This is a genomic window from Verrucosispora sp. ts21, from assembly GCF_002879555.1.
In the GTDB taxonomy this organism is placed as follows: domain Bacteria; phylum Actinomycetota; class Actinomycetes; order Mycobacteriales; family Micromonosporaceae; genus Micromonospora; species Micromonospora gifhornensis.
The window spans coordinates 15,300-41,111 of the sequence record NZ_PNOZ01000057.1 but is presented as its reverse complement, the minus strand read 5'-3'; the positions used below and the strand labels follow the sequence as shown (position 1 = coordinate 41,111).

19 protein-coding genes and 3 pseudogenes are annotated in these 25,812 nt (G+C 72.6%); 18 read left to right on the top strand and 4 right to left on the bottom strand.

Annotation, left to right across the window (positions count from 1 at the left end):
* Window positions 1-581 (bottom strand): annotated as a pseudogene (locus tag C1A38_RS31450) (hypothetical protein); the annotation flags it as partial.
* On the opposite strand from C1A38_RS31450, the pseudogene C1A38_RS22350 reads away from it, so the two are divergent.
* Window positions 483-1,346: pseudogene (locus tag C1A38_RS22350) on the top strand (Replicase polyprotein 1ab); the annotation flags it as partial. The pseudogenes C1A38_RS31450 and C1A38_RS22350 overlap by 99 nt on opposite strands.
* A gap of 191 nt (window positions 1,347-1,537) precedes the next feature.
* Window positions 1,538-2,557 (top strand): HAD-IIA family hydrolase, encoded by a 1,020-nt coding sequence (locus C1A38_RS22345; protein ID WP_102659710.1) that lies wholly within the window; start codon window positions 1,538-1,540, stop codon window positions 2,555-2,557.
* Between the two features lie 6 nt (window positions 2,558-2,563).
* Here C1A38_RS22345 and C1A38_RS22340 read toward each other — a convergent pair whose 3' ends face one another.
* Window positions 2,564-2,902 (bottom strand): SCP2 sterol-binding domain-containing protein, encoded by a 339-nt coding sequence (locus tag C1A38_RS22340; RefSeq protein ID WP_043723725.1) that lies wholly within the window; start codon window positions 2,900-2,902, stop codon window positions 2,564-2,566.
* A gap of 111 nt (window positions 2,903-3,013) precedes the next feature.
* Here C1A38_RS22340 and C1A38_RS22335 point away from each other — a divergent pair, with 111 nt between their 5' ends.
* The 5 genes from C1A38_RS22335 (at window position 3,014) to C1A38_RS22315 (ending at window position 9,611) form a co-directional block, all read left to right on the top strand.
* Window positions 3,014-3,631: a hypothetical protein gene (locus C1A38_RS22335; RefSeq protein ID WP_102659709.1), complete on the top strand. Its 618-nt coding sequence runs from the start codon at window positions 3,014-3,016 to the stop codon at window positions 3,629-3,631.
* Window positions 3,628-3,855: a hypothetical protein gene (locus C1A38_RS22330; RefSeq protein ID WP_102659708.1), complete on the top strand. Its 228-nt coding sequence runs from the start codon at window positions 3,628-3,630 to the stop codon at window positions 3,853-3,855. Before C1A38_RS22335 ends, C1A38_RS22330 begins: the two co-directional genes overlap by 4 nt.
* Before the next feature lie 15 nt (window positions 3,856-3,870).
* On the top strand, window positions 3,871-4,725 hold the full coding sequence (locus C1A38_RS22325) for a TlyA family RNA methyltransferase (RefSeq protein WP_102659707.1): 855 nt from the start codon (window positions 3,871-3,873) through the stop codon (window positions 4,723-4,725).
* A gap of 85 nt (window positions 4,726-4,810) precedes the next feature.
* Window positions 4,811-5,695 carry an NAD kinase gene (locus tag C1A38_RS22320; protein WP_102659706.1) on the top strand — a complete coding sequence of 295 codons (885 nt, stop codon included), beginning with the start codon at window positions 4,811-4,813 and terminating at the stop codon, window positions 5,693-5,695.
* A gap of 196 nt (window positions 5,696-5,891) precedes the next feature.
* Complete coding sequence (locus C1A38_RS22315) at window positions 5,892-9,611, top strand: S8 family serine peptidase (RefSeq protein WP_102659705.1); 3,720 nt, start codon at window positions 5,892-5,894, stop codon at window positions 9,609-9,611.
* Between the two features lie 55 nt (window positions 9,612-9,666).
* Here C1A38_RS22315 and C1A38_RS22310 read toward each other — a convergent pair whose 3' ends face one another.
* Window positions 9,667-10,647: a helix-turn-helix domain-containing protein gene (locus tag C1A38_RS22310; protein WP_102659704.1), complete on the bottom strand. Its 981-nt coding sequence runs from the start codon at window positions 10,645-10,647 to the stop codon at window positions 9,667-9,669.
* Window positions 10,648-10,738: 91 nt separating this feature from the next.
* Between C1A38_RS22310 and recN the strand changes: the two genes are divergently transcribed.
* From recN to C1A38_RS22265, 9 genes are all read left to right on the top strand, one after another.
* Window positions 10,739-12,496 carry a DNA repair protein RecN gene (recN, locus tag C1A38_RS22305; protein WP_102659703.1) on the top strand — a complete coding sequence of 586 codons (1,758 nt, stop codon included), beginning with the start codon at window positions 10,739-10,741 and terminating at the stop codon, window positions 12,494-12,496.
* A gap of 118 nt (window positions 12,497-12,614) precedes the next feature.
* A complete protein-coding gene (steA, locus tag C1A38_RS22300; protein WP_102659715.1) occupies window positions 12,615-13,793 on the top strand; it encodes a putative cytokinetic ring protein SteA in 1,179 nt (392 codons plus the stop codon).
* Window positions 13,794-13,821: 28 nt separating this feature from the next.
* Window positions 13,822-14,763 (top strand): copper transporter, encoded by a 942-nt coding sequence (locus C1A38_RS22295; protein WP_102659702.1) that lies wholly within the window; start codon window positions 13,822-13,824, stop codon window positions 14,761-14,763.
* A gap of 94 nt (window positions 14,764-14,857) precedes the next feature.
* Window positions 14,858-15,715: a hypothetical protein gene (locus C1A38_RS22290; RefSeq protein ID WP_102659701.1), complete on the top strand. Its 858-nt coding sequence runs from the start codon at window positions 14,858-14,860 to the stop codon at window positions 15,713-15,715.
* A 1-nt stretch (window position 15,716) separates the two neighbouring features.
* Window positions 15,717-17,375, top strand: a complete 1,659-nt coding sequence (gene murJ / locus C1A38_RS22285; protein ID WP_102659714.1) for a murein biosynthesis integral membrane protein MurJ — start codon at window positions 15,717-15,719, stop codon at window positions 17,373-17,375.
* 7 nt (window positions 17,376-17,382) lie between these two features.
* Window positions 17,383-18,516 carry a glycosyltransferase family 4 protein gene (locus tag C1A38_RS22280; protein WP_102659700.1) on the top strand — a complete coding sequence of 378 codons (1,134 nt, stop codon included), beginning with the start codon at window positions 17,383-17,385 and terminating at the stop codon, window positions 18,514-18,516.
* Window positions 18,516-20,771, top strand: coding sequence for a hypothetical protein (locus C1A38_RS22275; protein WP_102659699.1), 2,256 nt, complete (start codon window positions 18,516-18,518; stop codon window positions 20,769-20,771). The genes C1A38_RS22280 and C1A38_RS22275 overlap by 1 nt, the downstream gene beginning before the upstream one ends.
* Before the next feature lie 138 nt (window positions 20,772-20,909).
* The gene (gene pyrG, locus C1A38_RS22270; RefSeq protein WP_043720374.1) at window positions 20,910-22,643 is read left to right on the top strand and encodes a CTP synthase; all 1,734 of its coding nucleotides are present in this window, start codon (window positions 20,910-20,912) and stop codon (window positions 22,641-22,643) included.
* Window positions 22,640-23,245: an NUDIX domain-containing protein gene (locus C1A38_RS22265; protein WP_102659698.1), complete on the top strand. Its 606-nt coding sequence runs from the start codon at window positions 22,640-22,642 to the stop codon at window positions 23,243-23,245. The genes pyrG and C1A38_RS22265 overlap by 4 nt, the downstream gene beginning before the upstream one ends.
* A 64-nt stretch (window positions 23,246-23,309) precedes the next feature.
* Here the strand turns inward: C1A38_RS22265 and C1A38_RS22260 are convergent, their stop codons facing one another.
* Window positions 23,310-23,600 (bottom strand): TM2 domain-containing protein, encoded by a 291-nt coding sequence (locus C1A38_RS22260; RefSeq protein ID WP_102659697.1) that lies wholly within the window; start codon window positions 23,598-23,600, stop codon window positions 23,310-23,312.
* A 13-nt stretch (window positions 23,601-23,613) separates the two neighbouring features.
* Here C1A38_RS22260 and C1A38_RS22255 point away from each other — a divergent pair.
* A pseudogene (locus tag C1A38_RS22255) lies at window positions 23,614-24,193 on the top strand (IS607 family transposase).
* Window positions 24,190-25,560, top strand: a complete 1,371-nt coding sequence (gene tnpB / locus C1A38_RS22250; RefSeq protein ID WP_102659695.1) for an IS607 family element RNA-guided endonuclease TnpB — start codon at window positions 24,190-24,192, stop codon at window positions 25,558-25,560. Before C1A38_RS22255 ends, tnpB begins: the two are co-directional and overlap by 4 nt.
* Window positions 25,561-25,812 lie beyond the last annotated feature (252 nt).

The window sequence follows — 25,812 nt, the reverse complement described above, 5'->3', positions numbered from 1 at the left end:
TCCGCCGCGAGGGCGGCGAGCGCTCCGGTGGCTTCCAGGGCGGCGACCGCCGTGAAGGCGGCTTCCGGCGCGACAGCGGCGAGCGTTCCGGCGGGTTCCGTGACGGCGGCGACCGTCGTGAAGGCGGCTTCCGGCGCGACAGCGGCGAGCGTTCCGGCGGGTTCCGTGACGGCGGCGACCGTCGTCAGGGCGGGTTCCGCCGTGACGGCGGCGAGCGCTCCGGTGGCTTCCAGGGCGGTGACCGCCGTGAAGGTGGCTTCCGTGGCGGCGACCGCCGCGAAGGTGGCTTCCGTGATGGTGACCGTCGTGAGGGCGGGTTCCGTGGCGGTGACCGCCGTGAGGGCGGCTTCCGCGATGACAGAGGGCGCGGCGACGACGCGCGTGCTCGGCGGGACGGAGCGGAGCAGGCCGACGGCACGGCGGCTCCGACGCTGCCCGACGAGATCCTCGCGACCGACCTCGACAAGGACGTTCGCGCCGAGTTGCTCTCGATCGCCAAGCCGGTCGCGGAGACGGTAGCGCGTCACCTCGTGGCGACCGGGCAGCTGATCGACGAGGACCCGGAGCTGGCGCTGGCGCATGCCCTGGCCGCGCGTCGCCTGGCATCGCGGATCTCCGCGGTCCGGGAGGCCGTCGGGCTGGCCGCGTACCACGCTGGCGAGTGGCAGACGGCGATCGCGGAGCTGCGGACGTACCACCGGATGAGTGGTCTGCAGAGTCACCTGGCGGTCATCGCCGACTGTGAGCGGGCCCTGGGCCGCCCCGAGCGGGCGATCGACCTGTTCCGTGGCGCCGACCAGGAGAAGCTCGACCGGGCCGTCGCGATCGAACTGCTGATCGTGGCCGCTGGTGCCCGAGGTGACCTCGGACAGCGGGACGCGGCCGTGGCCATGCTCCAGGTACGCGAGCTGACGTCCGAGACGGCGGAGCCGTGGACGGCGCGACTGCGGTACGCGTACGCCGATGCTCTGCTGGCCGTCGGACGGCGCGCGGAGGCCCGGGAGTGGTTCTCCCGTGCGGCGGAGGTCGACGCCGACGCCGAGACCGACGCGGCCGAGCGGCTGCTCGAACTCGACGGCGTGCTCATCGAGGGCGACGAAGAGGACGAGGCGGCCGAGGAACTGGTCGCCGGCCCGGGCGCGCCCGGAGCCGTCGAGGCCCAGCCGGACACCGACGTGTCCGGGGCCGCTGTCGCGTTCGCCGAACGCGCCGGTGACGACGACGAGGACGACGACGCGGACGACGACGACGAGGACGACGACGACGAGGACGGCGCGACCGAGGACGTGACCGTCGCCGTCGCCATCGAAGGCGAGCCCGGTGACGCTGTGAACGCGGACGACGCGGTCGAGGACAGCGCGGTGGAGAACAGCCCGGTCGTCGCGGTCGTCGAGGGCGACGCGGTCGAGGACGTGGCCGGGGAGGCTGCGGACGAGGAGCGGGACGACGACGCGGTGGTGCCGCCGACGGTTACGCCGGTCGACGGTGCGGACCGGTCCGAGGAGAGTGGCTCGCCGGAGTCGGAGACGCAGCGGCGATGAGCGGTGGCGGGGAGCGGCTGGTCGACGGCTACGCCTTGGTCGTCTTCGACCTGGACGGCGTGATCTATCTGATCGACCGGCCGATCCCCGGCGCGGTCGAGGCCGTCGCGCGGTTGCACGACGAGGGTCGGGCCGTGGCGTACGCGACGAACAACGCGTCGCGTCGCGCGGCCGACGTCGCCGACCTGCTCACCGGAATGGGTGTGCAGGCCCGGCCGGACGAGGTGCTGACCAGCGCCGGGGCTGCCGCCCAACTGCTGGGTGAGCGGCTGCCCGCCGGGGCGCCCGTGCTGGTGGTCGGTGCGGAGGCGCTGCGTTCCGAGGTCGCTGCGGTCGGGTTGAAGCCGGTGTCGCGGGCCGAGGACTCGCCGGTGGCGGTGATTCAGGGCTACGGTCCGCAGGTGGGTTGGGCTGACCTGGCCGAGGCGGCGGTAGCTGTGCGGCAGGGTGCGTCCTGGATCGCGACGAACACCGACCGGACGCTGCCCAGCGGTCGGGGACCGCTGCCCGGCAACGGTGCGTTGGTGGCCGCGTTGGCCACGGCGCTCGGGCGGGAGCCGGACGAGGTGGTGGGCAAGCCCGCACCGGAGTTGTTCGCCACCGCCGCGCGTCGCGCCGGTGAGGGGCGGACCCTGGTGGTCGGTGACCGGCTGGACACCGACATCGAGGGCGCCAACCGGGCCGGGCTGGACAGTCTGCTGGTGCTGACCGGTGTCAGTGACGTGCCGGAGTTGCTTGCTGCGCCGTCGGACCGGCGTCCCACGTACGTCGGGTGGAATCTGGCCGGGCTCTTCGACCCGGCGGAGGTGGTGCGGGTGCCGGCGCCGGCGGGTGACGTCGGCGGCTGGCACGTGGTCACCGGCGCCGACGGCTGGGAGTTGGCCGGTGCCGGGCGTCCCCTGGACGCGCTTGCGGCGCTCTGCGCGGTGGCCTGGTGGCATCGGCCGACCGGTGTACCCCGGGCGGCGTCGGCGGAGGCGGCGCAGGCGTTGGATGCTCTCGGCCTGACCTCCTGACCGCGCTCAGAGCAGCTTGCGGAGCTTCATCAGGTCGAACGGGTTCGCCTTGATCGACACCCGGCGGTTGGCCACCGCGCGGGTGACGTCGAGTTCGCCGCGGACCAGAGCGACCAGGTCGTCGCTTGTCGTACTCAAGGCGATCTTGGCTTTGGGGTCGTCGCCGTCGGCGAGGTCGATCAGCCGTCCGTCGCTGATCCGGCCGTGGAAGGCGGTCTCCAGGTCGGTGATCCGGCAGGCCAGGGTGCGATCCAGGTCGACCCGCTCACGGACGGTCTGCGCGTTGCTCTCCAGCCGGGCGGCCAGATCCTGCAACGCCTGCCGGCACTCGTCCACCGTGGCCACCATCGCCTCCTCACCACACCACGTCATCCCCCGGGCACCGTACCGCACGGGGTGGTCCGGGTGGCCCGGTAGCGTGACACCTGCAGACCCGCCGGGTGGAAGGAATCAGGCATGCAGGACGCGTGGCGCGCCTACCTCGAACTGGCCATGGGCTTGACGGAGGCGCCTCGGAAGAAGGCGCAGGACGCGGTGCGTCGGGCGATGGGCTCGACCGGCGCGACCGCCGCTCAGCTCCAGGCCCTCGCCGACGAACTCCGTGCGACCGGAGCGGCGAACCGGGAGTCGCTGACCAAGCTGGTGCGTTTCGAGGTCGAGCGGGCGCTCGGTGCAGTGGGGTTGGCCAGCGCCGACGAGGTGGCCGAGTTGGAGCGCCGGGTGCGGGAGTTGGAGCGCCGGCTGCGGACGGCCGGCGGGGCGGGCGGTCCGGCGTCGTCCGGCGACGGTGCGTCGGTGGGTACGCCTGCGACCGCTGCGGCGGCTCCGCCCAGCAAGGCCCTGGCCAAGCAGACCGTGGCGAAGAAGGCGGTCGCGAAGAAGGCGGTGGCCAAGAAGGCGGTGGCGACGAAGCCGGGCGTGAGTTCCGGCGAGGAAGCCGGGGACGCGGCGGTGGCCAAGCGGCCGGCGACGAAGGTCGTGGCGAAGAAGACGGTCGCGAAGAAGACGGTGGCCAAGAAGGCAGCTGGTGGGTCCGGCTCGGCGCGTCGAGCGGACACGGACGGCGCGGCATGAGTGCGCCGGGGCCGCTGCCGGGGCCGCTGCCGGGGCCACGTCCGGGTCCGCCGCCGCGTCGCTTCAGCGCGGAGGACACCGACGACGTCGAGCACCCGGCGGTGCAGGCCGCGGTCCAGGCGATGGCCAATGCCGCGGCCCTGGCCCCGGCCGACCAGATCGCGCAGTACGAGGCCGCGTACCAGACGTTGCGGGAAACGCTGGCCACCATCGATCAGGCCTGAGGAGACCGTCGGTCAATGGCACGTCGAAACCGGTTGGACGCCGAACTCGTCCGCCGTGGCCTGGCCCGTTCGCGGGAGCAGGCAGCCGCTCTGGTGGAGGCCGGTCGGGTCCAGTTGCGGGGGGTGCGGGCTCACAAGGCCGCCGCCATGGTCGATCCGGCCGATCCGCTGCTGGTCACCGGTGACGACCCCACCTCGGAGTACGTGTCCCGGGGCGGCCACAAACTGGCCGGGGCGCTCGCCGCGTTCACTCCCGGCGGGTTGACGGTGGCCGGTCGACGCTGCCTCGACGCCGGCGCGTCCACCGGGGGCTTCACCGATGTGCTGCTGCGCGCCGGTGCGGCCGAGGTGGTGGCGGTCGACGTCGGCTACGGGCAGCTCGCCTGGTCGCTGCGCAACGACGAGCGGGTACGGGTCTTCGAGCGCACCAACGTGCGGACGCTCACCACCGACGTGATCGGTGGTCCCGTCGAGCTGACCGTCGCCGATCTGTCGTTCATCTCGCTGCGGCTGGTGCTGCCGGCGCTGGCGGGCTGCACCGACGGGGACCTCGTGCTGATGGTCAAGCCGCAGTTCGAGGTGGGCAAGGAGCGGGTCGGCGCGGGCGGGGTGGTGCGGGATCCGGCGCTTCGGGCCGAGGCGGTGCTCGATGTCGCGGCAGCGGCTGCCGGGCACCAGTTGGGTCTGGTGGACGTGGCGGCCAGCCCGCTGCCCGGGCCGAGCGGCAATGTCGAGTTCTTCGTATGGTTACGCCGGGGCGCGCCGCCGGCCGATCCGCAACGGGTCCGGGCGGTGGTCGCCGCCGGGCCGCAGGGCCCGACGATGTCCGGGGAGGTGCCGGGCGCGGCGACGGAGGAGGTCGCAGGGTGAGCGCGAACAGTGGGCGTCGAACGGCACACCCGTACCGGCCGCTCGCCGGTCGGCGGGTTGGTGCCGTGACCGGAGGGTGGGGCCGGTGAGCCGGACCGCTCTGCTGGTCACTCACACCGGTCGTCGCCGCAGCACCGAGCATGCCCGGGCGGTGGCCTGCGACCTGATCGCCGCCGGTTTCGAGGTGCGGGTGGTCGCCGAGGAGGCCGAGGATCTGGACCTGCCCAAGGTCATTCCGGTCAGCGGTCCGCAGGCCGCCGATGGCGCGGAGATCGTTTTCGCGCTCGGTGGCGACGGCACGTTCCTGCGTGCGGCGGAGCTGGCCCGGCCGGCGAAGGTGCCGTTGCTGGGTATCAACCTCGGCAAGGTCGGTTTCCTGGCCGAGGCGGAGATCGATGACCTGGACAGTGCGGTAAGTGACGTGGTCTCCCGCAGTTACACAGTCGACGAGCGGCTGACCGTCGACGTCACGGCCGAGTTCGACGGCGGGCCGACCATCGAGTCCTGGGCGTTGAACGAGATCAGTGTCGAGAAGGGCGAGCGGTCCCAGATGCTGGAGCTGATGGTCGATGTGGATGGGCGGCCGTTGTCGCGGTACGGCTGCGACGGCGTGGTCTGCGCCACCCCGACCGGGTCCACCGCGTACGCGTTCTCCGGTGGCGGGCCGGTGGTCTGGCCGGAGGTGGAGGCGTTGCTGCTGGTGCCGATCAGTGCGCATGCGCTGTTCAGTCGTCCACTGGTCACCGCACCCACGTCGACCATCTCGATCACTGTTGATCCGTACACCACGCTTGCGGTGTTGTCCTGCGACGGTCGGCGCGTCTACGACGTGCCGCCGGGGGCGCGGATCACCGTGCGGCGGGGTGCGCTGCCGGTGCGGGTCGTGCGGCTGCGGGATCGGCCGTTCACCGATCGGCTGGTGGCCAAGTTCGACCTGCCGGTGCAGGGCTGGCGGGGCTCGCGTCGCTGACCGCTCCCGCTTCGTGAGGCCCCGGCGGTAACCTGCCGGACACCTGTCCGCCGTCCGGCGGTCCGTCCGGTGTCCACCTGGCGACATGTCGCCGGTGCGGCGTGCCGCGACTAGTGACCGTGCGATGCGGCGCGTCGCAGACTCCGAGCAATCGATCTTCGATGGATCGGGCCCCCGGAGCAGAGGAGCGCATCGCATGCACAGGCCCCCACGCTGGCTGATCGCCGGCGCGGTCGGCGCGTTGGCCGTCGGACTCGCCACACCCGTGTCCGCCGACCCGCCCGCTCACCCCACCGGCCCGGTGCCCGGGCTGACCGCCCCCGGTACCGGACCCGTCCGGATCACCCTCATCACCGGTGACCAGGTCGACCTCGTGCCGGCGGCGCCCGGTCGGGTCGCCGCGACCGTCCGTCCCGGCCCCGGCCGGGAACGGGTCATCTTCCAGACCCTGCAGGTGGACGGCGGGCTGCGGGTGATGCCCAGCGACGTCCTGCCGTACGTCTCCAGTGGCGTGCTCGACGCCGACCTGTTCGACGTGCAGGAGTTGGTCGAGGAGGGCTACGGCGACGACGCGCAGGGTGTCCTGCCGTTGATCGTGCGCTACCAGGAGCCGGCGTCCGGTCGGGTGCGGCCGCTGGCCGCCGTCGCCGAGGCGCGCCCGTTGGCGAGCATCAACGGTGCTGCCGTGCGGGTCGACAAGGACGATGTCGGTGGCCTGTGGAAGCAGTTGGCGGGCACACCGGCGGCCCGTCAGGGCGATGCCGCCCCGGCACTGGGTGCCGGCATCGCCGGCGTCTGGCTGGACGGGCGGGTGCGTCCCGCCCTGGAGCACAGTGTGCCGCAGATCGGCGCGCCCACGGCCTGGGCGGCCGGCCGCGACGGCAGCGGTGTCACCGTGGCCGTGCTGGACACCGGCATCGACGCCACCCACCCGGACCTGGCCGGTCGGATCGTGCAGGCGCGGGACTTCTCCCGCAGCGGCAGCGCCCACGACGGTCACGGTCACGGCACGCACGTCGCCGGGATCGTCGCCGGCAGCGGTGCCGCGTCGGACGGTCTGCGCAAGGGTGTCGCCCCGGGCGCACGGCTGCTGGTCGGCAAGGTCCTCGACGACAACGGCTCCGGCTACGACTCGGACGTCATCGAGGGCATGGAGTGGGCCGCCCACTCCGGCGCGAAGGTGATCAACATGAGTCTCGGTGGCGAGGCCACCGACGGCACCGACCCGACGAGTCAGGCGCTCAACGACCTGAGCGCGCAGACCGGGGCGCTGTTCGTGGTCGCTGCCGGCAACGCGGGCGAGGCGCGTACCGTCGGCTCGCCGGGCGCGGCCACGGCGGCGCTCACCGTCGGGGCGGTGGACCGCGCCGACGAGTTGGCGTGGTTCTCCAGCCGCGGGCCGCGCGTCGGTGACAACGGTCTGAAGCCGGAGATCACCGCGCCGGGCGTCGGTATCGTCGCGGCCCGGTCCGCCGGCACCGGTATGGGTACGCCGGTGGGTGAGGCGTACACGACCGCCTCCGGCACCTCGATGGCCGCTCCGCACGTGGCCGGTGCGGCGGCGATCCTCGCTCAGCAGCACCCCGGCTGGAACGCCGGGAAGCTGAAGGATGCGCTGGTCAGTACCACGACGGCGAATCCGCGGTTGACGGTCTTCGAACAGGGTGGTGGCCGCGTCGACGTGGCCCGGGCGCTCGGCCAGCGGGTGTACGCCTCGGCCACCGCCGACGTCGGTCGGGTGGCCATCGGTGGCGGTGCGGTCGAGCGGCGCGTCACGTACACCAACGGCACGGACGCGGCGCAGACCCTGCGGCTCGCCCTGGACCTGCGGCACCTGGACAGCGGGAAGGCCGTGACCGGTGGGGTCGACGTCGCGGCGGGTCAGGTGAGCGTGCCGGCGGGTGGCAGTGTGCCGGTGTCGCTGCGGGTGGACCCGGCGAAGCTGGCCCCCGGGCCGCACGGGGGCTGGCTGGTGGCGACCGGCGCGAACGGGGTGGTGGCCCGTACGGCGGTCGCCTTCACCGTCGCCCGTCCGCAGCGCAAGCTCACCGTCACCGTGCTGGACAGGCAGGGTCAGCCGGCCCTGTCACCGGGACTGACGGTCTTCGGTGAGCAGCCCGAGTCGGACTACTGGGGCCCGTGGGCGGGGACGGACACGCTGCTGGTCGAGGAGGGCACGTACCTGCTGACCGCGATGGTCGAGCATGGCGCGCCCCTGGACGAGCAGCTGACCTCCGTCATCGAGCCGGAGCTGACCGTCGACCGGGACATGAGCGTGGTGCTGGACGCGCGTAAGGGTGTCCCGGTGCGGATCGAGACGCCGAAGCCGACCGAGCAGCGGGCGTCGCTCAGTTACTACGTGCACCGGGTGTTGGGCAACGGCCGGCAGATCGACCACGGGGCGATGGCGTTCAGCACCGTGCAGCAGGTCAACGTCACACCGACCCGGCCGGTGCGTACGGGTCAGTTCGAGTTCGCCTCCCGTTGGCAGCTCGTCGCGCCGATGGTGGAGGCGAAGATCAGCGGGGTGTCCGGCTCGTCGGACATCAACCTGATGGGTATGTCGCCGGCGCCGACCGGCCGGCGGAAGCTGCCGCTGGTCTTCGCCGGCACCGGCACGCCCGCCGAGTTGACCCGGGTGCGGGGTGCGGCCGCGCTGCTCACCGCCGACCCGCGCCTATCGGAGGAGGAACAGGTCGCCGCCGCCGCGGCCGCCGGCGCCGCCGCGGTGCTGATCGTGCGGCCGGCGGATTTCAGCGCCTGGACGGTGTGGCGTCCGGAGGGCGACCGGCTGCCGGTGCCGTCGCTGGTGGTGGCGTACGACGACGGGCAGCGGCTGATCGCGGCGGCGCGTAAGGGCCGCACGACGCTGGACCTGACGTTGACCGTGGACAGCCCGTACCTCTACGACGTGTGGCAGGTGTCGACGGGGCGGGTGCCGGAGCGGATCGTGCACACGGTGACGGCGAAGAACACCGCCGAGGTGACCGCGAGCTACGGCGGCACCGGCGCGGGGTGGGCCACCGAGCAGCGGTTCAGTTGGCGTCCGTGGCAGACGCACTCCTGGAACGACGACCAGCGGATCGTGCGCAACGGCACGACCCGGCAGGAGTTCGTCAGCGCCGGAGACAGCTGGTGGCAGCACCGGGTGCTGCACAAGGTGATGTTCATGCAGTGGGGGCCGCTGGCCGACGGCCTGAGCCAGCAGCCCCGGCGGTACGGCGCCGGCGACCGGGTGACCGAGACCTGGCACGCCCCGGTGGTCCGTCCGGCGGTGCCAGCCGGTGCCCAGTCGGTGCCTGCGCGTACCGGTGACACGCTGGACCTGCAGGTGGCCGAGTTCGTCGACGCCGACGGTCACTTCGCTGGAGCCGACACCGGTGAGGAGCCGTCGACCGTCGAGGTGCGCCTGAGCCGGGACGGGCGGCAGATCGCGGACCTGTCCGACGGCTGGGCACCGGTGCCCACCACCGCCGGTTCGGCCCGCTACCGGCTGGACGTGTCCACCCGACGCTCGTCGGCGGCGTGGCGTTACGCCACCCGCACCGACACGGCCTGGCAGTTCACCTCGGCCCGCCCGGCCGGGGACCGGCCCACGCCGCTGCCGCTGCTGCAGGTCGACTACCAGGTTCCTGCCGACCTGCAGGGTGAGGTGCCGGGCAAGCGGGCGCACAAGCTCGGGCTGACCCTGCGCCATCCGGCCGGGGTGCCCGCGCCGACCGGCACCAGCCTGCGCGTCGAGGTGTCCTTCGACGGTGGGCGGAGCTGGCGTACGGCTTCGGTGAAGGCGCACGGCGGCCGGTACACCGCCACGGTGCCGGCCGGTCGGGGCAGTGTGTCGCTGCGGGTGCAGGCCAGCGACCGGGCCGGTAACAGTGTCGAGCAGACCGTGATCGACGCGTACGGGCTGCGCTGAGGCGCCGGCTGCGGGCGGGGCGGCCGGGTGGCTGTCCCGCCCGCAGCCTGCGGGGTCAGATCCAGCCGCGGCGGGCGGCCTGGAAGGCCAGGCCCGGTCGGGTGTCGACCCCGGCGACGGCCATCAGGTCGGCGAGGCGGCGTTGCACGGTTCGTCGGCTCACGCCGAGCTGTGAGGCGATGGATTTGTCCGGTACCCCGGCCACGAACAGGGACAGCAGCCGCACCTCGTCGGCCTGCGGCCGGTAGCCCTCGGTGACGTCGGCCGGTGGTGCGGTGGAGCGCAGCGGGGTGGCCATCTGCCAGTGGCTTTCGAAGAGGGCCAGCAGCGCGTCGAGTAACTGGCTGCGGCCGATCACCGCGGCGCTCGGTTCGCCGCTGCTGCGGTCGGGTACCAGCGGGCACAGGGCCGTGCGTGCGTCCACGATGGCCAGGCGCACCGGCAGGCGGTCGAGGACGCGGGCCTGTTCGCCGGCGCGTACGCCCTGCTCGACGTCTTGCAGCGCGGCGGGTTCGAGGAGCATCTCGCGTTCGTAGATGGCCCGGTAGCGGACGCCGCGGGCGAGGGCGTCGAACTCTTCGACGTTGTCCTGGCCGGGCATCGCCAGCGGGTTGGCCCGGCAGAACCAGAGCACCTCGGAGCGGGCGGCGTTCTGCATGTCGCGCAGGCGGTCGCGCAACGCCTGCGCCCCGGTGATCACCTCCACCAGATGTGCGGCGTCGTGTCGTCGCATCGCGGCCCGGTACTCCTCGGTGAGCTGGTTGACCGAGGCGCGGGCCGTCTCCAGGGCCTCCTGCTGGCGCAGCAGTGCCCCGCCGAGCGGGACGTCCGGCGCGAGGGGGCGCAGCGCCGCGTCCGGTTCGGGGCCGGCCGGCAGGACCAGCCCTTTGGCGCGCAGGGCGTCGAGGTGGGTGACGATGTCGGTACGGGGACGGTGCAGCCGTTCGGTCAGCTCGTCGATGCGGGCCGTGGTGAGCTGCACCAGGCAGCGGTAGAGCTCCTCCTCGGCCGGGGTCAGGCCGATCACCTCCAACATGGGGCTGAACTGTACGACGCCTGCCGTCGGGACGCGCCGCGGCCCGCGCCGGCTGGTCAACTGTCGGGGACCGCGTCTACTGTCGGGTGCTGTGCTGGAAGAGCTGCGCATCACCGGACTGGGCGTCATCGAGGACACCACGCTGCCGTTGACCGGCGGGATGAACGTCATCACCGGCGAGACCGGTGCGGGTAAGACCATGGTGGTGACCGGCCTCGGTCTGCTCTTCGGTGGCCGGGCCGACGCGGGGCGGGTGCGTGCTCAGCCTGGTCGGGCGGTCGTGGAGGGGCGGCTGCGGCTGTCCGGGCGGTTCGCCGAGACGGTGCACGCGCGCATCAGCGACGCCGGTGGTGAGCCGGACGAGGACGGTTCGCTGCTGTTGAGCCGTACGGTCACCGTCGAGGGGCGGTCGCGGGCGCATCTGGGCGGGCGGGGCATGCCGGTGTCGATGCTCGGTGAGGTGGGCGAGCAGGTGGTGGCCGTGCACGGCCAGTCCGACCAGCTGCGGTTGTTGCGTCCGGCCGAGCAGCGTGCCGCGTTGGACCGGTTCGCCGGCCCGGAGCACGAGAAGTTGCTGGACGCGACGCGGGAGGCGTACACGCAGTGGCGGCGGGTGGTCGACGACCTGGCCGACCGGCGGCGCAACGCGCGGGAGCGTCATCAGGAGTCGGATCTGCTGCGGTTGGGTCTCGACGAGATCACCCGGGTCGATCCGCAGCCGGGTGAGGACGACGAGCTGAAGGCCGAGGTGCAGCGGCTGGAGCATGCCGAGGGTCTGCGGGCCGCGGCGCAGCTGGCGCACCAGTGCGTGGCCGGTGGTCTGGAGGCCACCGACGACACGCCGGACGTGTCGACGCTGCTGGGCACCGCCCGGCGGACGTTGGAGGCGCAGGCCGGCACGGATCCGCTTCTCGGTGAGTTGGCGGCGCGGCTGGAGGAGGCCGCGACCCTGGTCGCCGACGTGTCGGTGGAACTGTCGACGTATCTGGCCGGCCTGGATGCCGATCCGGCCCGGTTGCAGGCCATCTACGAGCGTCGGGCGGCGTTGCGGGCGTTGACCCGCAAGTACGCCGACGACGTCGACGGGGTGATCGCCTGGGCGCAGCGCGCCGGTGCCCGGTTGTCGGAGCTGGACACCTCGGATGAGTTGCTCGACGAGTTGGACCGGGAGGCGTCGCGGCTGGCCGGTGAGGTGGCCGAGCTGGCCGGGCGGTTGTCGGTGTCCCGACAGGAGGCGGCGGCCCGGTTCGCCGACCAGGTCACTGCGGAGTTGGCCGGGCTGGCCATGCCGCACGCCCGGGTGGAGGTGGCGGTGCTGCCCCGACCGGCGGGTCGGTCCGAGCCCACGTTGTCGGTCAACGGGGTGGAGGTCGGTGTCGGGCCGGACGGTGGCGACGAGGTGGAGTTGCGGTTGCTGGCGCATCCGGGTGCGCCGTCGTTGCCGTTGCAGCGGGGTGCCTCCGGTGGTGAGCTGTCGCGGGTGATGTTGGCCATCGAGGTCGTCTTCGCCGGTTCCGGTGGCCCGCCCACGTTGGTGTTCGACGAGGTCGACGCGGGGGTCGGTGGTCAGGCGGCGGTGGAGATCGGGCGGCGGTTGGCCCGGTTGGCCCGTAGTCACCAGGTGTTGGTGGTGACCCATCTGCCGCAGGTGGCGGCGTTCGCCGACCGGCATCTGGTGGTGGCGAAGGACACCGGTGGTGCGGTGACCACCAGTGGGGTGCGGGTGGTGGAGGACACCGAGCGGGCGCGGGAGCTGGCCCGGATGTTGGCGGGTTTGCCGGACTCGGATCTGGGTATCGCTCACGCGGAGGAGTTGCTGGCCGTGGCGGCCCGGGAAAGGCGGTCGTGAGACCATCATTGTGAGCGGAGGCACACCGGCCTTCGCCGGTATGTGCTTCCCTGGGTAGGCGGCCCTGCTCAGGCATGTCGCGACAGATTCGCCTGCCTCACATGCCAGGATGGTCACGATGCGTCTACCCACGTTGCGCCGGGCCCGGAACGCGGAACCGGGACAGATCCTCGGCACCGCACGCCTTGACCGCCGGACGAAACGCCTGGTCGGGCGGCTCCGCCCGGGTGACATCGCGGTCATCGACCATGTCGACCTGGACCGGGTCGCCGCCGACTCGCTGGTCGCGGTCGGTGTCGGTGCGGTGCTCAACGCCAAGCCGTCGGTCTCCGGCCGGTACCCGAACCTCGGGCCGGAGGTGCTGGTCGCAAACGGCATCCCGCTGCTCGACGACCTGGGTGAGGGCATCTTCGAACGGATCCGCGAGGGCGACACCGTGCGGATCGACGGCAACACCGTCTTTTTGAATGACGACCCGGTGGCGCACGGCAGCCTGCAGGACGCCGAGAGCGTGGCCAAGGCGATGACGGATGCCCGGGAGGGCCTGTCGGTGCAGTTGGAGGCGTTCGCCGCCAACACCATGGACTACCTCAAGCAGGAGCGTGACCTGCTGCTCGACGGTGTCGGCGTGCCGGACATCGTCACCGAGGTCCAGGGCCGGCACTGCCTGATCGTGGTCCGGGGTTACGACTACAAGGCCGACCTGGACGTGCTGCGCCCCTACATCCGCGAGTTCAAGCCGGTGCTCATCGGCGTCGACGGTGGCGCCGACGCGCTGGTCGAGGCGGGCTACACCCCCGACATGATCATCGGTGACATGGACTCGGTCACCGATGACGTGCTGCGCTGCGGCGCCGAGGTGATCGTGCACGCCTACCCGGACGGGCGGGCGCCCGGCCTGCCCCGGGTCAACGGCCTGGGGGTGTCGGCGGTGACCTTCCCCGCCGCGGCCACCAGCGAGGATCTGGCCATGCTGCTGGCCGACGAGAAGGGCGCGTCGCTGATCGTGGCGGTCGGCACCCACGCCACCCTTGTCGAGTTCCTCGACAAGGGCCGCGGCGGCATGGCCTCGACGTTCCTCACCCGGCTCAAGGTCGGTGGGAAGCTGGTCGACGCCAAGGGCGTCAGCCGGCTCTACCGGCAGGGCATCTCCGGTTCCTCCCTGCTGCTGCTGGTGCTCTCGGCGGTCGCGGCCATGGCATCGGCGGTGGCCGTCTCCACCGTTGGTAAGGCGTACCTGGGTGTGGTCTCCGAGTGGTGGGACAATTTCGTGTTCCAGCTCGGCCAGCTCTTCTAGCCCCCGACCGATTCAAGAGGCTGCAAGCGTGATCAATTTTCGCTACCACGTGGTTTCCCTGACCGCGGTCTTCCTGGCACTGGCGATCGGCCTGGTGGTCGGCACCGCCGCGCTCAACGGCCCGGTGGCCGATTCGCTCAAGGAACACGTCGACGCGCTGAGCAAGGCCAACCAGCAGATGCGCCAGACGGTCCAGAGCATGGAACGGGAACTGGAGCTGGAGGAGGAGTTCGCCGCCGAGATGGCGCAGATCACGCTGCCGGGCAAGCTGACCGGCAAGCGGGTGCTGGTGCTGACCACGCCGACCGGCCGTGACCACGCCGAAGGCGTGATCAAGATGTTGCAGCTGGCGGGCGCCGACCTCACCGGCCGCATCGATCTGCAGGACAAGTTCATCAACCCGGAGAACAACAACAACCTGCTGGAGTTGGCGGTCACCGCGGCGCGGCCGACCGGGGCGCCGACGGCCAACCTGCCCGGCAACGGCCACGGGGTGGAGACCTCCAGCGCCCTGTTGGCCACCGTGCTGCTGGACCAGCCGGCCGGGTCGGAACCGGTCACCGAGGCCGACCGGCGGGCCGTGCTGGCCGCGTACAGCAACGCCAGCTATCTGAGCGCCGCCGACCGGATCACCACGGCGGCCGAGGCGGTGGTGGTGGTCAGCGGGCTGCCGTACGTGGACAAGGACTCCGCCAAGAAGGACGAATCGGTCGTCAAGATCGCCGAGCAGTTCGACCGGACCGGGGGCATCGTGGTGGCCGGCAACGGCTCCGCCAACGGCAACCTGGTGGCTTTCGTCCGCGGCGACGCCGTGCTCGCGCAGACCATCTCGACCATCGACAACGCCAACACCGTGCAGGGGCAACTGGTCACCACGCTGGCCCTGGTGCAGCAGCTCACCGAGCGCAAGGCCGGTCAGTACGGCGTGGGTGACAACGCCGCGTCGCTGCTGCCTAAACTGCCCCAGTGAGCGCCGGTGCACTTGGTGCACCGAATTCGACGATGTCCGCCGACTGGCAGGAGGGCCGTGTGAGCGTGCGGAGCGAGGCGGCGGCGTGACGATCGTGCGGGGACTGCTGGCGGCGGGCATCGGGGCGGCTGCCGCCCGGTACGCGCTGCGTCAGGTGCGCACCTCCCCGGCCGGGGCCGGGCTTGAGCGGACCAACTTCCGCGGCCGTACCGTCACCCTGGCGGCCGGGCCGGCGCTCGCCGCGGGTGCCAGCGGCGCGGCGGCCTGCGGGGCGGCGAGCGTGCCCGCCGGCGCGGCGACCCTGCTGGCCGGGCTCGGCGCCGGTGCCGTCGGCCTGTACGACGACGTGGTCGGCGCCCGGCCGGAACAGAAGGCGTACAAGGGCTTCGCGGGGCACCTCGCCGCGCTGCGGCAGGGCCGGGTCACCGCCGGCCTGGTCAAGATCGTCGGGGTGGGTGCGGCCGGTCTCGGCGCCGCGACGCTGCTCGCCGCCGACCAGGGCGTGGCCGGGCATCGGCGGCGGCAGCGGCAGGGTCCGCTGGGCCGTGGCGTCGACGTGCTGCTCGGCGCGGGTGTGATCGCCGGGACCGCGAACCTGCTCAACCTGCTGGACCTGCGGCCCGGGCGGGCGTTGAAGTCTGGCCTGCTGCTCGGCACACCGTTGACCGCGGGCCGGCAGGGCGGGATCGCCGCCGGTGCGATCGGTGCCGCCGCCGGGCTGCTCCCCGCCGACCTGGACGAGGACGTGATGCTCGGCGACAGCGGCGCCAACGCCCTCGGCGCGGTGCTCGGCGTGGCGCTGGCCGCCCGCACCGGCCCGGCCGGTCGGGCCGCCCTGCTCACGGTGCTCGCCGGACTCACCGCCGCCAGCGAGAAGGTCAGTTTCACGAAGGTCATCGCGAGTACGCCGGGACTACGTGAACTCGACGCGCTGGGCCGCCGCCCCGACTGACGTGACCAGACCGGCCCCCCTCGCCGGCGCCGGCCGGGTGGCCTCGGCTGCCGCGCTCATCGCCGTACTCACCGTGCTCAGCCGGGTGGCCGGGTTCGGGCGTACGGCCGTGTTCACCTGGGTGGTCCAGGACAGCGACCTGGGTGCGATGTACGTGCTGGCCAACACCGCACCCAACATCATCTTCGAGATCGTGGCCGGTGGGGCACTGGCCAGCCTGGTCGTGCCGCTGCTCGCCGGTGCGGTCGCCGCCGGTGACCGGCGGGCGGTGGCGGCCACCACCGGTGCCCTGCTGACCTGGACGGTGACCCTGCTGGTGCCGTTGGCGGTGCTGCTGGCGCTGGGCGCCGGCCCGCTGATCAACCTGCTGGGGGACAACCGGTCGCCGGAGGAACTGGCCGCCGGGGCCCGGATGTTGCGGGTCTTCGCGCCGCAGCTGCCGCTGTACGGCATCGGCATCGTGCTCAGCGGTGTCCTGCAGGCGCACCGCCGCTTCGCCTGGCCGGTGATCGCGCCGCTGCTGTCCAGCCTCACCGTGATCGTCGTGTACCTGGTCTTCGTCGGTGTCGCCGGGCCCGGGGCGAGCGTGGCGCAGGCCGGTCGCGGCGCGGAGCTGATCCTGTCGGCGGGCACCACCCTCGGCGTGGTGGTGTTGTCGCTGTCGCTGCTGATCCCGATCCGCCGGCTGCGGCTGCGGCCCCGCCTCGGGTACACCTTCACCGCCGACGCCCGGGCCCGGGTCGGTGGGCTGGCCGTGGCCGGGGTCGTGACCGTCACCGCCCAACAGGTCGCCCTCGCGGTGATCCTGTACCGGGTCGCCGGTGGGCTCACCGAGGCGCCGCAGGTGTTCAACCTCGCCCAGACCTTCTACCTGCTGCCCTGGGCGGTGCTGGCGGTGCCGCTGGCCACCGCCGCGTACCCCACCCTCGCCGCGGCCTGCGCCGGCGGCGACGAACAGACCTACCGTGACACCCTGGCGGCCACCCTGCGCGGGGTGCTGCTGCTCAGCTTCCTCGGCGCCGCCGTGCTCGTCGGCACGGCCGGGCCGATCGGGCGGTTCTTCCCCCTCAACGCCGACGCCACCGCCGACGCCATCGCCGGGTACGCGCCCGGGCTGCTCGGGTACGGGCTGTTCGCGGTGCTCTCCCGGGCCCTGTACGCCCGGGGGGCGACCCGCTCGGCCACCGCCGCCATCACCGCCGGATGGCTTGTCGTCCCGCTGGCCCTGCTGCCGCTGTCGACGCTGCTGCCGGTGGCCGACCGGGTGCTCGCCGCAGCACTTGCCAACTCGGTGGGCATGCTGCTGCTCGGCGGGCTGCTGCTGGTCGCCGTGCGGCGCGCCGCCGGGCCGGTGGCGCTGGCCGGTGCCACCCGGGCCGCCGGCGCGGGACTGCTGGGCGCCACCACGGGGACGCTGGCCGCGCTGGGCCTGCTGCGGCTGCTCGCGGACGCCGACGGCACCCCGACGCGGTGGGTGGCCCTCGGGCAGGGCATGCTGTCCGGAGCCTTGGTCGGTGTCGTGTTCCTCGCCGTGGTCTGGTTGGTCGACCGACGCGACGTGCGTCCGGTGCTGGCCGGGCTGCGCCGACGGCTGCCGGCCCGCGTACGGGGTAGGCAGGCGGACGGGAACCGCCCGGAGCAGGCCGACGGGAAGGGGTGATCAGCCGGTGGGCACGCCTGAGCGGACGGGCACGGTGGTGCTGCTGCTGGCCTCCAGCACCGGTGGTGTCGGACAGCACGTGCGGGCACTGACCCGCGGGTTGACCGCCGCCGGGCTGCCGGTGCTGGTCTGCGGGCCCGCGGCGACCCAGGACCAGTTCGACTTCGTGGCGGCCGGTGCCCGGTTCGCGACGGTGGAGATCCCGGCCAGCCCCGCCCCCGGCGACGCCCGGGCGGTCGCGGTGCTGCGGCGGGTGCTCGCCGACGAGCAGGTCCGGGTCGTGCACGCGCACGGACTACGCGCCGCTCTGGTGGCGGTGCTCGCCCGACCGTCCGCCCCGCTGGTGGTCACCTGGCACAACGCGGTGCTCGCCGGTGGGCTGCGGGGACGCATCTCCCGCCTGGTCGAGCGGATCGTCGCCCGGGGCGCCCGGGTCACCCTCGGCGCCTCGGCCGACCTGGTCGACCGTGCGGTCGCGCTCGGTGCGCCCGACGCCCGGCTGGCGCCGGTGGCCGCGCCGGTGCTGCCCGCGCCGCGTCGAGGGCGCGCCGCCGTACGGGCCGAGTTCGCCGTCGCCGCCGACCAGCCGTTGATCCTCTCGGTCGGCCGGTTGCACCCGCAGAAACGCTACGACGTGTTGATCGACGCCGCCGCCCGATGGCGGGAGCGCACCCCGCCCCCGGCGGTGGTGATCGCCGGCAGCGGGCCGGCATATCTGCCGCTGGCCGCCCGGATCAGTGCCGTCCGCGCGCCGATCACCCTGCTCGGGCACCGCACCGACGTGGCGGACCTGCTCGCCGCCGCGGACCTGGCCGTGGTGACCAGCGACTGGGAGGCGCGTCAGTTGTTCGCCCAGGAGGCGTTGCGTGCCGGCGTACCGCTGGTGGCCACCGCGGTGGGTGGCCTGCCGGAGCTGGTCGGCGACGCGGCCGTGCTGATACCACCGGGTGATGTCGACGCGGTCGACGCGGCGGTACAGGGCCTGCTCGACGACGACGCCGGCCGCGCCGAGTGGGGGCGGCGCGGCGCGGCGCGGGCGGCGACGTGGCCCACCGAGACGGACACCGTCGCCCAGGTGGTTGCGCTCTACGCCGAACTGGCCGCACCGGACGCTGACGCCTCGTCGACGGGACGTCGGTGATGCTGCGACGAGTCGCTCCGATCGTGCTCACCCTGGTCGTGGTGGTGGTGGGCATCTTCGCGTTGGCGGCCGGGCCGCGGACGCCGCCGCCTCGACCCAGCGCCGACTTCGTGGTGCTGGTCGGGGTGGCCGGGCTGCGGTGGGACGACGTCGACCCGCAGCGCACCCCGACGCTGTGGCAGATGGCCCGGGGAGGGTCGATCGGGTCACTGTCGGTGCGTTCGGCCTACCGGCCCACCTGCCCGCTGGACGGCTGGTTGACGTTGGGGGCGGGCAGCTTCGCCGGGTGGACCGGCGGTCAGCGGGACGGCACGTGCCCGCCGACCGAGGTGAGGGTGGACAAGCCGGACCGCATCGGCGCGAACCTGCCGGAGCAGGAGAGCGTGGTGGTGCACAACCAGGACCGGCTGCCGTGGGGCACGGTGCCCGGCGCCCTGTCGGAGTCGGTGCGCTGCTCGGTGGCGGTCGGTCCGGGCGCGGCGGTGGCCGCCGCCCGACCCTTCGGCCGCGTCGACCGGTACGAGCCGACCCTGCCGCAGGATCCGGCCGGGCTGCTCGGCTCCTGCGTGCTCAGCATCGTCGACCTGGGCACGGTCGCCGGCACCGACCCGGCCGAGCGGGCGGCGGCGGCCCGTGACGCCGACGCGCAACTGGCCCGGGTGCTGGCCGCCCGGCCACCGAACTCGCTGGTGATCGTGGCCGGGGTCGCGGACACCGAACAGCCGTCGCGGCTGCATGTGGCCGTCGCTGACGGGCCGGGGTGGGACAACGGCTGGTTGACCTCGCCGACCACCGGGCGTCGCGGCTACCTGCAACTGATCGACCTCGCGCCGACCGCGTTGACGGCGTTGGGTCGTCCGATGCCGGACCGGGCGTTCCTCGGTCGACCCGCCGAGTCGGTCGGTGGCCGGCCGGACGACCTGGCCGCGGCGATCGCCGAGCCCGCCGACGCCGACCGGGAGGCCGCCGCGCAGCGGGAGGTCGCCGGTGGGTTCTTCATCCTGCTGGCCGGCGTGCAGGTGGCGTTGGCGGTGGCGGTGCTGCCGCTGCTGCGCCGGGCCCGCCGGCACGCCGGGCCGTACGGTCCGAAGCCGGTGTCCCGGCGGGTGGTGGCGGTGGTGGAGCTGCTGCTCGTCGCCGCCGCGCTGGCCATGCCGGCGGCGCTGCTGGCCGAGGCGGTGCCCTGGTGGCGCAACACCTACCCGGCCCTCACCTTCGCCGGGCTGACGGCTGCGCTGCTCGCCGCCGCGACGCTGCTGGTGCGGCTCGCACCGGGCTACCGCAGCACCCTCGGCCCGCTGGGTGCGGTGGCCGGGTTGACCATGCTGGCGGTCGGTCTGGACGTGGTCACCGGCGCGCGCCTGCAACTCAACGGGGTCATCGGCTACTCCGCGCTGGAGGGCGGCCGGTACGCCGGGCTCGGCACGGTCGGGCTCGGCGTGTTCATCGCCGCCGCGTTGCTGACCGCCGGATGGTTGGCCCAGCGGGTGCGTCGCGAGTGGCGGCCGACGGTGATGGTGCTGATCGGTGGTGCGGCCGTGGTGGTGGTCGGCAGCCCCTACCTGGGCGCCGACTCGATCGGGGCGATCGCGTTGACCGCCGGGGTGAGCGTGGCCGCGGCGATCAGTACCGGTGGTTGGCTGACCATGACCCGGCTGGCCTGGGCGGGCATGGCCGGGCTGGCGGTGATGATCGGTTTCGCGGTGGTGGACCTGGGTCGTCCGCCCGGTGAGCGGGGGAGCCTGGGCCGGTTCCTCGCCGCCCTGGGCGACGGTACGGGCGGGTTGACGGTGCAGCGGTCCAGCGCGTCGAGCTTCCAGACCCTGGTGAACAGTCCGTTGACGGTGCTGGCGCTGGTCGGGGCGCTGTTGGTGTGGTTCGCGCTGTTGCAGCCGTGGGGTGGCCTGCGGCGGCTGTTCGGGATCTATCCGGCGATCCGTGCGGCGATGGCGGGCACCGGTGTGGCGGTCGGGATCGGTGGCGTACTGGGCGCGGTGGCCCTGGACGTGGCCGGCGCGGCCGCGGCGGTGGTGGTGCCGATGGCGGCGCTGTCCGCGCTGCGGGTGCTCGACCATGCCGCGGACCGGACGCGGCCCACCACCGATCGCCCCCAGGACGCCGGCCCGTCCGATGCCGGGCCCGCTGACGCCGACCGCTCTGGTGCCGCCCCGGCGGGCGACGCGGGGGTGTCGCACGAGCCGCGACGCGACCGGGGCCGGGTCGTACGGTCATCGGCCGAGGTGGCGACCGGGTGAGCCGATGTGGCGTACCTCGGGTGCGCCACCAGGCCCGCACCGGGAAGGTGTTAGCGTGGAATCCCGTGGATCGCGTGATCACTTCGCTGATCGGCTCGGCGGTCTGCACGACCGCGACGGACGACACGGGAGCAGGCCTTGGCCCCAACAGCACGGACGACCAGGCACATTTTCGTCACCGGGGGAGTCGCCTCCTCGCTGGGTAAGGGGCTGACCGCCTCCAGCCTCGGTAACCTGCTGACCGCGCGGGGACTGCGCGTGGTGATGCAGAAGCTCGACCCCTACCTCAACGTCGACCCCGGAACGATGAACCCGTTCCAGCACGGCGAGGTCTTCGTGACCGAGGATGGCGCCGAGACCGACCTCGACGTCGGCCACTACGAGCGTTTCCTGGACCGGGCGCTGTCCGGCAAGGCGAACGTCACCACCGGCCAGATCTACTCCGACGTGATCGCCAAGGAACGGCGCGGCGAGTACCTGGGCGACACCGTCCAGGTGATCCCGCACATCACCAACGAGATCAAGTCCCGGATCCTGGCGATGGGTGACCCGGACGACGACGGCCGTACCCCCGACGTGGTGATCACCGAGGTGGGTGGCACGGTCGGTGACATCGAGTCGCTGCCGTTTTTGGAGGCGATCCGTCAGGTCCGCCACGACCTGGGCCGGGACAACTGCTTCTACCTGCACGTGTCGCTGGTGCCGTACCTGGCGCCGTCGGGGGAGTTGAAGACCAAGCCGACGCAGCACTCGGTGGCGCAGCTGCGCAACATCGGCATCCAGCCCGACGCGATCGTCTGCCGCTCCGACCGCGACATCCCGGACAAGCTCAAGCACAAGCTGTCGCTGTACTGCGACGTCGACGCCGAGGCGGTCATCGCCGCCCCGGACGCGCCGAGCATCTACGACATCCCCAAGGTGCTGCACCGCGAAGGCCTCGACGCGTACGTGGTGCGTCGGCTCGGCCTCTCCTTCCGCGACGTGGACTGGGACGGCTGGGACGACCTGCTGGAGCGGGTGCACCAGCCGCAGCGCACCATCACCGTCGCCCTGGTCGGCAAGTACGTGGACCTGCCGGACGCGTACCTGTCGGTCAGCGAGGCGATCCGGGCCGCCGGATTCGGCAACCGGGCCCGGGTGCAGCTGCGCTGGGTGCCCAGCGACGACTGCGTCACCCCGACGGGCGCAGCAGCCGCCCTGGCCGGTGTCGACGGCATCGTCATCCCCGGTGGCTTCGGGGTACGCGGCATCGAAGGCAAGATCGGCACCGCCCGGTACGCCCGGGAGAACGGCATCCCGCTGCTCGGTCTCTGCCTCGGCCTGCAGTGCATGACCATCGAGGTGGCCCGACACCTGGCCGGACTCGAAGGGGCCAACTCGGTGGAGTTCGACGCCGAGGCCGTGCACCCGGTCATCGCCACCATGGCCGACCAGGAGGACATCGTCGCCGGCAAGGGCGACCTGGGCGGCACCATGCGGCTGGGCGCGTACCCGGCGAAGCTGGCCGAGGGGTCGATCGTCGCCGAGGCGTACGGCAGCACCGAGATCAGCGAACGGCACCGGCACCGCTACGAGGTGAACAACGCCTACCGTGACCAGCTGACCAAGGCGGGGCTGCACATCTCCGGCACCTCGCCGGACGGGCGGCTTGTCGAGTTCGTCGAACTGGACCGCGAGCTGCACCCGTTCTTCGTGGCCACCCAGGCGCACCCGGAACTCAAGAGCCGCCCGACCCGGCCGCATCCGCTGTTCGCCGCGTTCGTGCAGGCCGCCGTGGCGTACTCACAGGCCGACCAGCTTCCGGTCGACCTGGACGCCGCCGAGCGGGTCACCCGCAACGGCACCGCCGCACCGGCGACGTCCGCGTCGTGAGCGCGGTCGAGCACCGCTACGAGGTGCGCTCCCGCCAGGTGCGCTACTCCGGGCGCATCTTCGAGGTGGTCTCCGAGGAAGTCACCATGCCCGGTGGTGGCACCGCCACCCGTGACCTGGTCCGGCACGTCGGCGCGGTGGCGGTGGTGGCGCTCGACGACGCCGGTCAGGTGGTGTTGATCCGGCAGTACCGCCAGCCGGTCGGCCGACGGTTGTGGGAGTTGCCGGCGGGGCTGACCGACGTGGCCGGCGAGGACCCGGCGGTCACCGCGGCACGGGAGTTGGCCGAGGAGGTCGACCTGACCGCCGGCCGTCTCGACGTCCTGGTCGACCTGCACAGCTCGCCGGGCTTCACCGACGAACTGGTCCGGGTCTTCCTGGCCCGCGATCTGGCCGACGTGCCTGCGGAGCAGCGCCACGACCGGCACGACGAGGAGGCCGACCTGCAGATCGTCCGAATCGACCTGGACGAGGCGGTCGGCATGGTGCTGGCCGGCGAGATCACCAATGCGTCCTGTGTGGCCGGGCTGCTCGCCGCCGCCCGCGCCCGCGACGCCGACTGGTCGGCGCTGCGCGGGGCGGACGCCCCGCTGCCGGGCTGAGCCGGGAGCAGACGACGCGCAGGGGCCGGGCGAACATCGCCCGGCCCCTGCGCGCTGTCACGGGTCAGTCGCGCAGCAGACGTCCCTGGGCGTCGGTGCCACCGTTGACCAGGATCATGATGCCGTCGATGAGGCCCCACAGGCCACCGAGGCCGAGGGTGCAGACACTCACGACGAGCTGCAGCACGCCGATCTTGATGTGGCCGGTGTAGAACCGGCCGACGCCGAGGCTGCCCAGCAGAATGCCGAGGACGCCCGCGACGACCTTGCTCTTGTCAGAAACGCCCTGGGGAAACCCGGGCTGAGGGGTTGACAATTGCTGTGATGTCAGCAGTCTTTGGTGCTCTATGAGCATCTATGGCGGTCGGGTGAACTTGAAGGAATGGGCTGGCTACCGGAATCGCGTATATCACTGCTCGGCGGCAGTACGCGGCTGGAACTCTGCCTGTTCCCACCTATCGTGTCGGTCGTCTGATCATGGTGGGGGAGCCAGTGACCGGTGCTGCCTGCGATACCGGGCAGACTGTGGTGTATGCCTGTGTGCCCTCGGCTGATCGGAAGCCGGAGTTGGATCGGCAGGTCGCCCGGGTCACGGTGTGGGCCACCGGCCAGAAACGCGCCGTGGACCGAGTGGTGACCGAGGTCGGCTCGGCGGTGAACGGACACCGCACGAAGTTCCTCGCCCTGCTTCGCGACCCGGCTGCGAGCACGATCGTGGTCGAGCACCGCGACCGGTTCGCCCGGTTCGGGGCCGAGTACGTGGAGGCGGCACTGTCGGCGCAAGGCCGTCGGTTGCTGGTGGTCGATCCGGCCGGGGTCGATGACGATCTGGTCCGGGACGTGACCGAGGTCCTGACGTCGTTGTGCGCCCGACTGTACGGGCGTCGCGCCGCCGCGAGCCGTGCCCGCCGCGCCGTCGAAGCGGCCACCGGGGGCGGCTCGCAGTGAAGACGATCCAGGCGTACCGTTTCGCTCTCGACCTCACGCCGACCCAAGAGAGGGCGGTGCTGGCGCACGCGGGTGCGGCACGCGTGGCGCACAACTGGGCCCTGGCGCGAGTCAAGGCGGTCATGGACCAGCGTGCGGCCGAACGCACCTACGGCATCCCTGACGAACTGTTGACCCCGTCGCTGCCGTGGTCGCTGCCCGCGCTGCGGAAGGCGTGGAACCAGGCCAAGGCGAAGGTCGCGCCGTGGTGGGGTGAGGTGTCCAAGGAGGCGTTCAACACCGGCCTGGACGCCCTGGCGCGTGGGTTGAAGAACTGGGCGGACTCCCGCACGGGTAGGCGGGCTGGTCGGCCGGTCGGGTTTCCCCGGTTCAAGTCCCGCCGCCGCACCACGCCGTCGGTGCGGTTCACCACTGGCGTGATCCGGGTGGAGTCGGACCGCAAGCATGTTGTGCTGCCCCGTTTGGGCCGGTTGAAGTTGCACGAGTCATCCCGCAAGCTGGCCCGGCGTCTGGACGACGGCACGGCCCGGATCATGTCTGCCACCCTGCGTCGTGACGGTGGACGCTGGCACGTCGCGCTCTGCGTGCAGGTCGACCGTGTCGAGCGCCGGGTGGCCCGGCCCGCGTCAGTGGTCGGGGTGGACATCGGGGTCAAGTACCTGGCGGTGCTGTCCACCGGCGAACTGGTGGCCAACCCGCGTCACCTGACGGCAGCGCAGGCCCGGCTGCGGCATCTCGGCCGGGCGCTGTCGCGCAAGACCGGCCCTGACCGGCGTACCGGGCAGCGCCCGTCGAGACGGTGGCGCCGCGCATCCGCCCGGCTGGGCCGCGCCCACGCCCGCGTGGCGAACCTGCGCCGCGACGGGCTACACAAACTGACCACCCGACTGGCTGGCGAGCACGGCACGGTCGTGGTGGAAGACCTCAACGTGACCGGCATGCTGGCCAACCGCACGCTGGCCCGACACATCGCCGACGCCGGATTCGGCGAGATCCGCCGCCAGTTGGCGTACAAGACCGAATGGAACGGCGGCCGGTTGCTGGTGGCCGACCGCTGGTACCCATCATCCAAAACGTGCTCGGGGTGCGGCGTGGTGAAAACCAAACTCGCCCTGTCCGAACGCGAGTACACCTGCCAGGCATGCGGCCTGGTCATCGACCGTGACCGCAACGCCGCACTCAACCTCGCCGCCCTCGCGGCGAAATCCGCCGGGAGTGGCCCGGTGCCAGCACGTGGAGCCGACCAGAAGACCCGCACACGTGGGCAGGTGGCCATGAAGCGTGAACCCGGCACGACACCAGTCGGTCAGACCGGGACCGTCCCGCCGCAAGGCGGGGACTACCAATCGTGTGCCAAAGCACACTGAGAGGTAACGGGGTATGTCATGAGGCGACACACACACAGACAGTAGTGATCCATCCGGCGGCCCGTGTGACCGGCATGCCATGAGTGGGACGCTGTGGCCGATCACCGTCTGGACGGCTGACCTGCCACTCCGCCGAAGGGTGGGGTTCTGCACCTGACACTTCGTCAACGTCCGCGGGCACCAGGTGTCACAGTGCATGCTCCGACGTGGTGCCGGGCCCGAATAAACTGCGCCGACGGGACCGGTTGTCCG

Coding starts and splice junctions, on each gene's coding strand:
- C1A38_RS22345 (WP_102659710.1), top strand. CDS start 1,538: ATGAGCGGTGGCGGGGAGCGGCTGGTCGACGGCTACGCCTTGGTCGTC.
- C1A38_RS22335 (WP_102659709.1), top strand. CDS start 3,014: ATGCAGGACGCGTGGCGCGCCTACCTCGAACTGGCCATGGGCTTGACG.
- C1A38_RS22330 (WP_102659708.1), top strand. CDS start 3,628: ATGAGTGCGCCGGGGCCGCTGCCGGGGCCGCTGCCGGGGCCACGTCCG.
- C1A38_RS22325 (WP_102659707.1), top strand. CDS start 3,871: ATGGCACGTCGAAACCGGTTGGACGCCGAACTCGTCCGCCGTGGCCTG.
- C1A38_RS22315 (WP_102659705.1), top strand. CDS start 5,892: ATGCACAGGCCCCCACGCTGGCTGATCGCCGGCGCGGTCGGCGCGTTG.
- C1A38_RS22310 (WP_102659704.1), bottom strand. CDS start 10,647: ATGTTGGAGGTGATCGGCCTGACCCCGGCCGAGGAGGAGCTCTACCGC.
- steA (WP_102659715.1), top strand. CDS start 12,615: ATGCGTCTACCCACGTTGCGCCGGGCCCGGAACGCGGAACCGGGACAG.
- C1A38_RS22275 (WP_102659699.1), top strand. CDS start 18,516: ATGCTGCGACGAGTCGCTCCGATCGTGCTCACCCTGGTCGTGGTGGTG.
- C1A38_RS22260 (WP_102659697.1), bottom strand. CDS start 23,600: ATGCTCATAGAGCACCAAAGACTGCTGACATCACAGCAATTGTCAACC.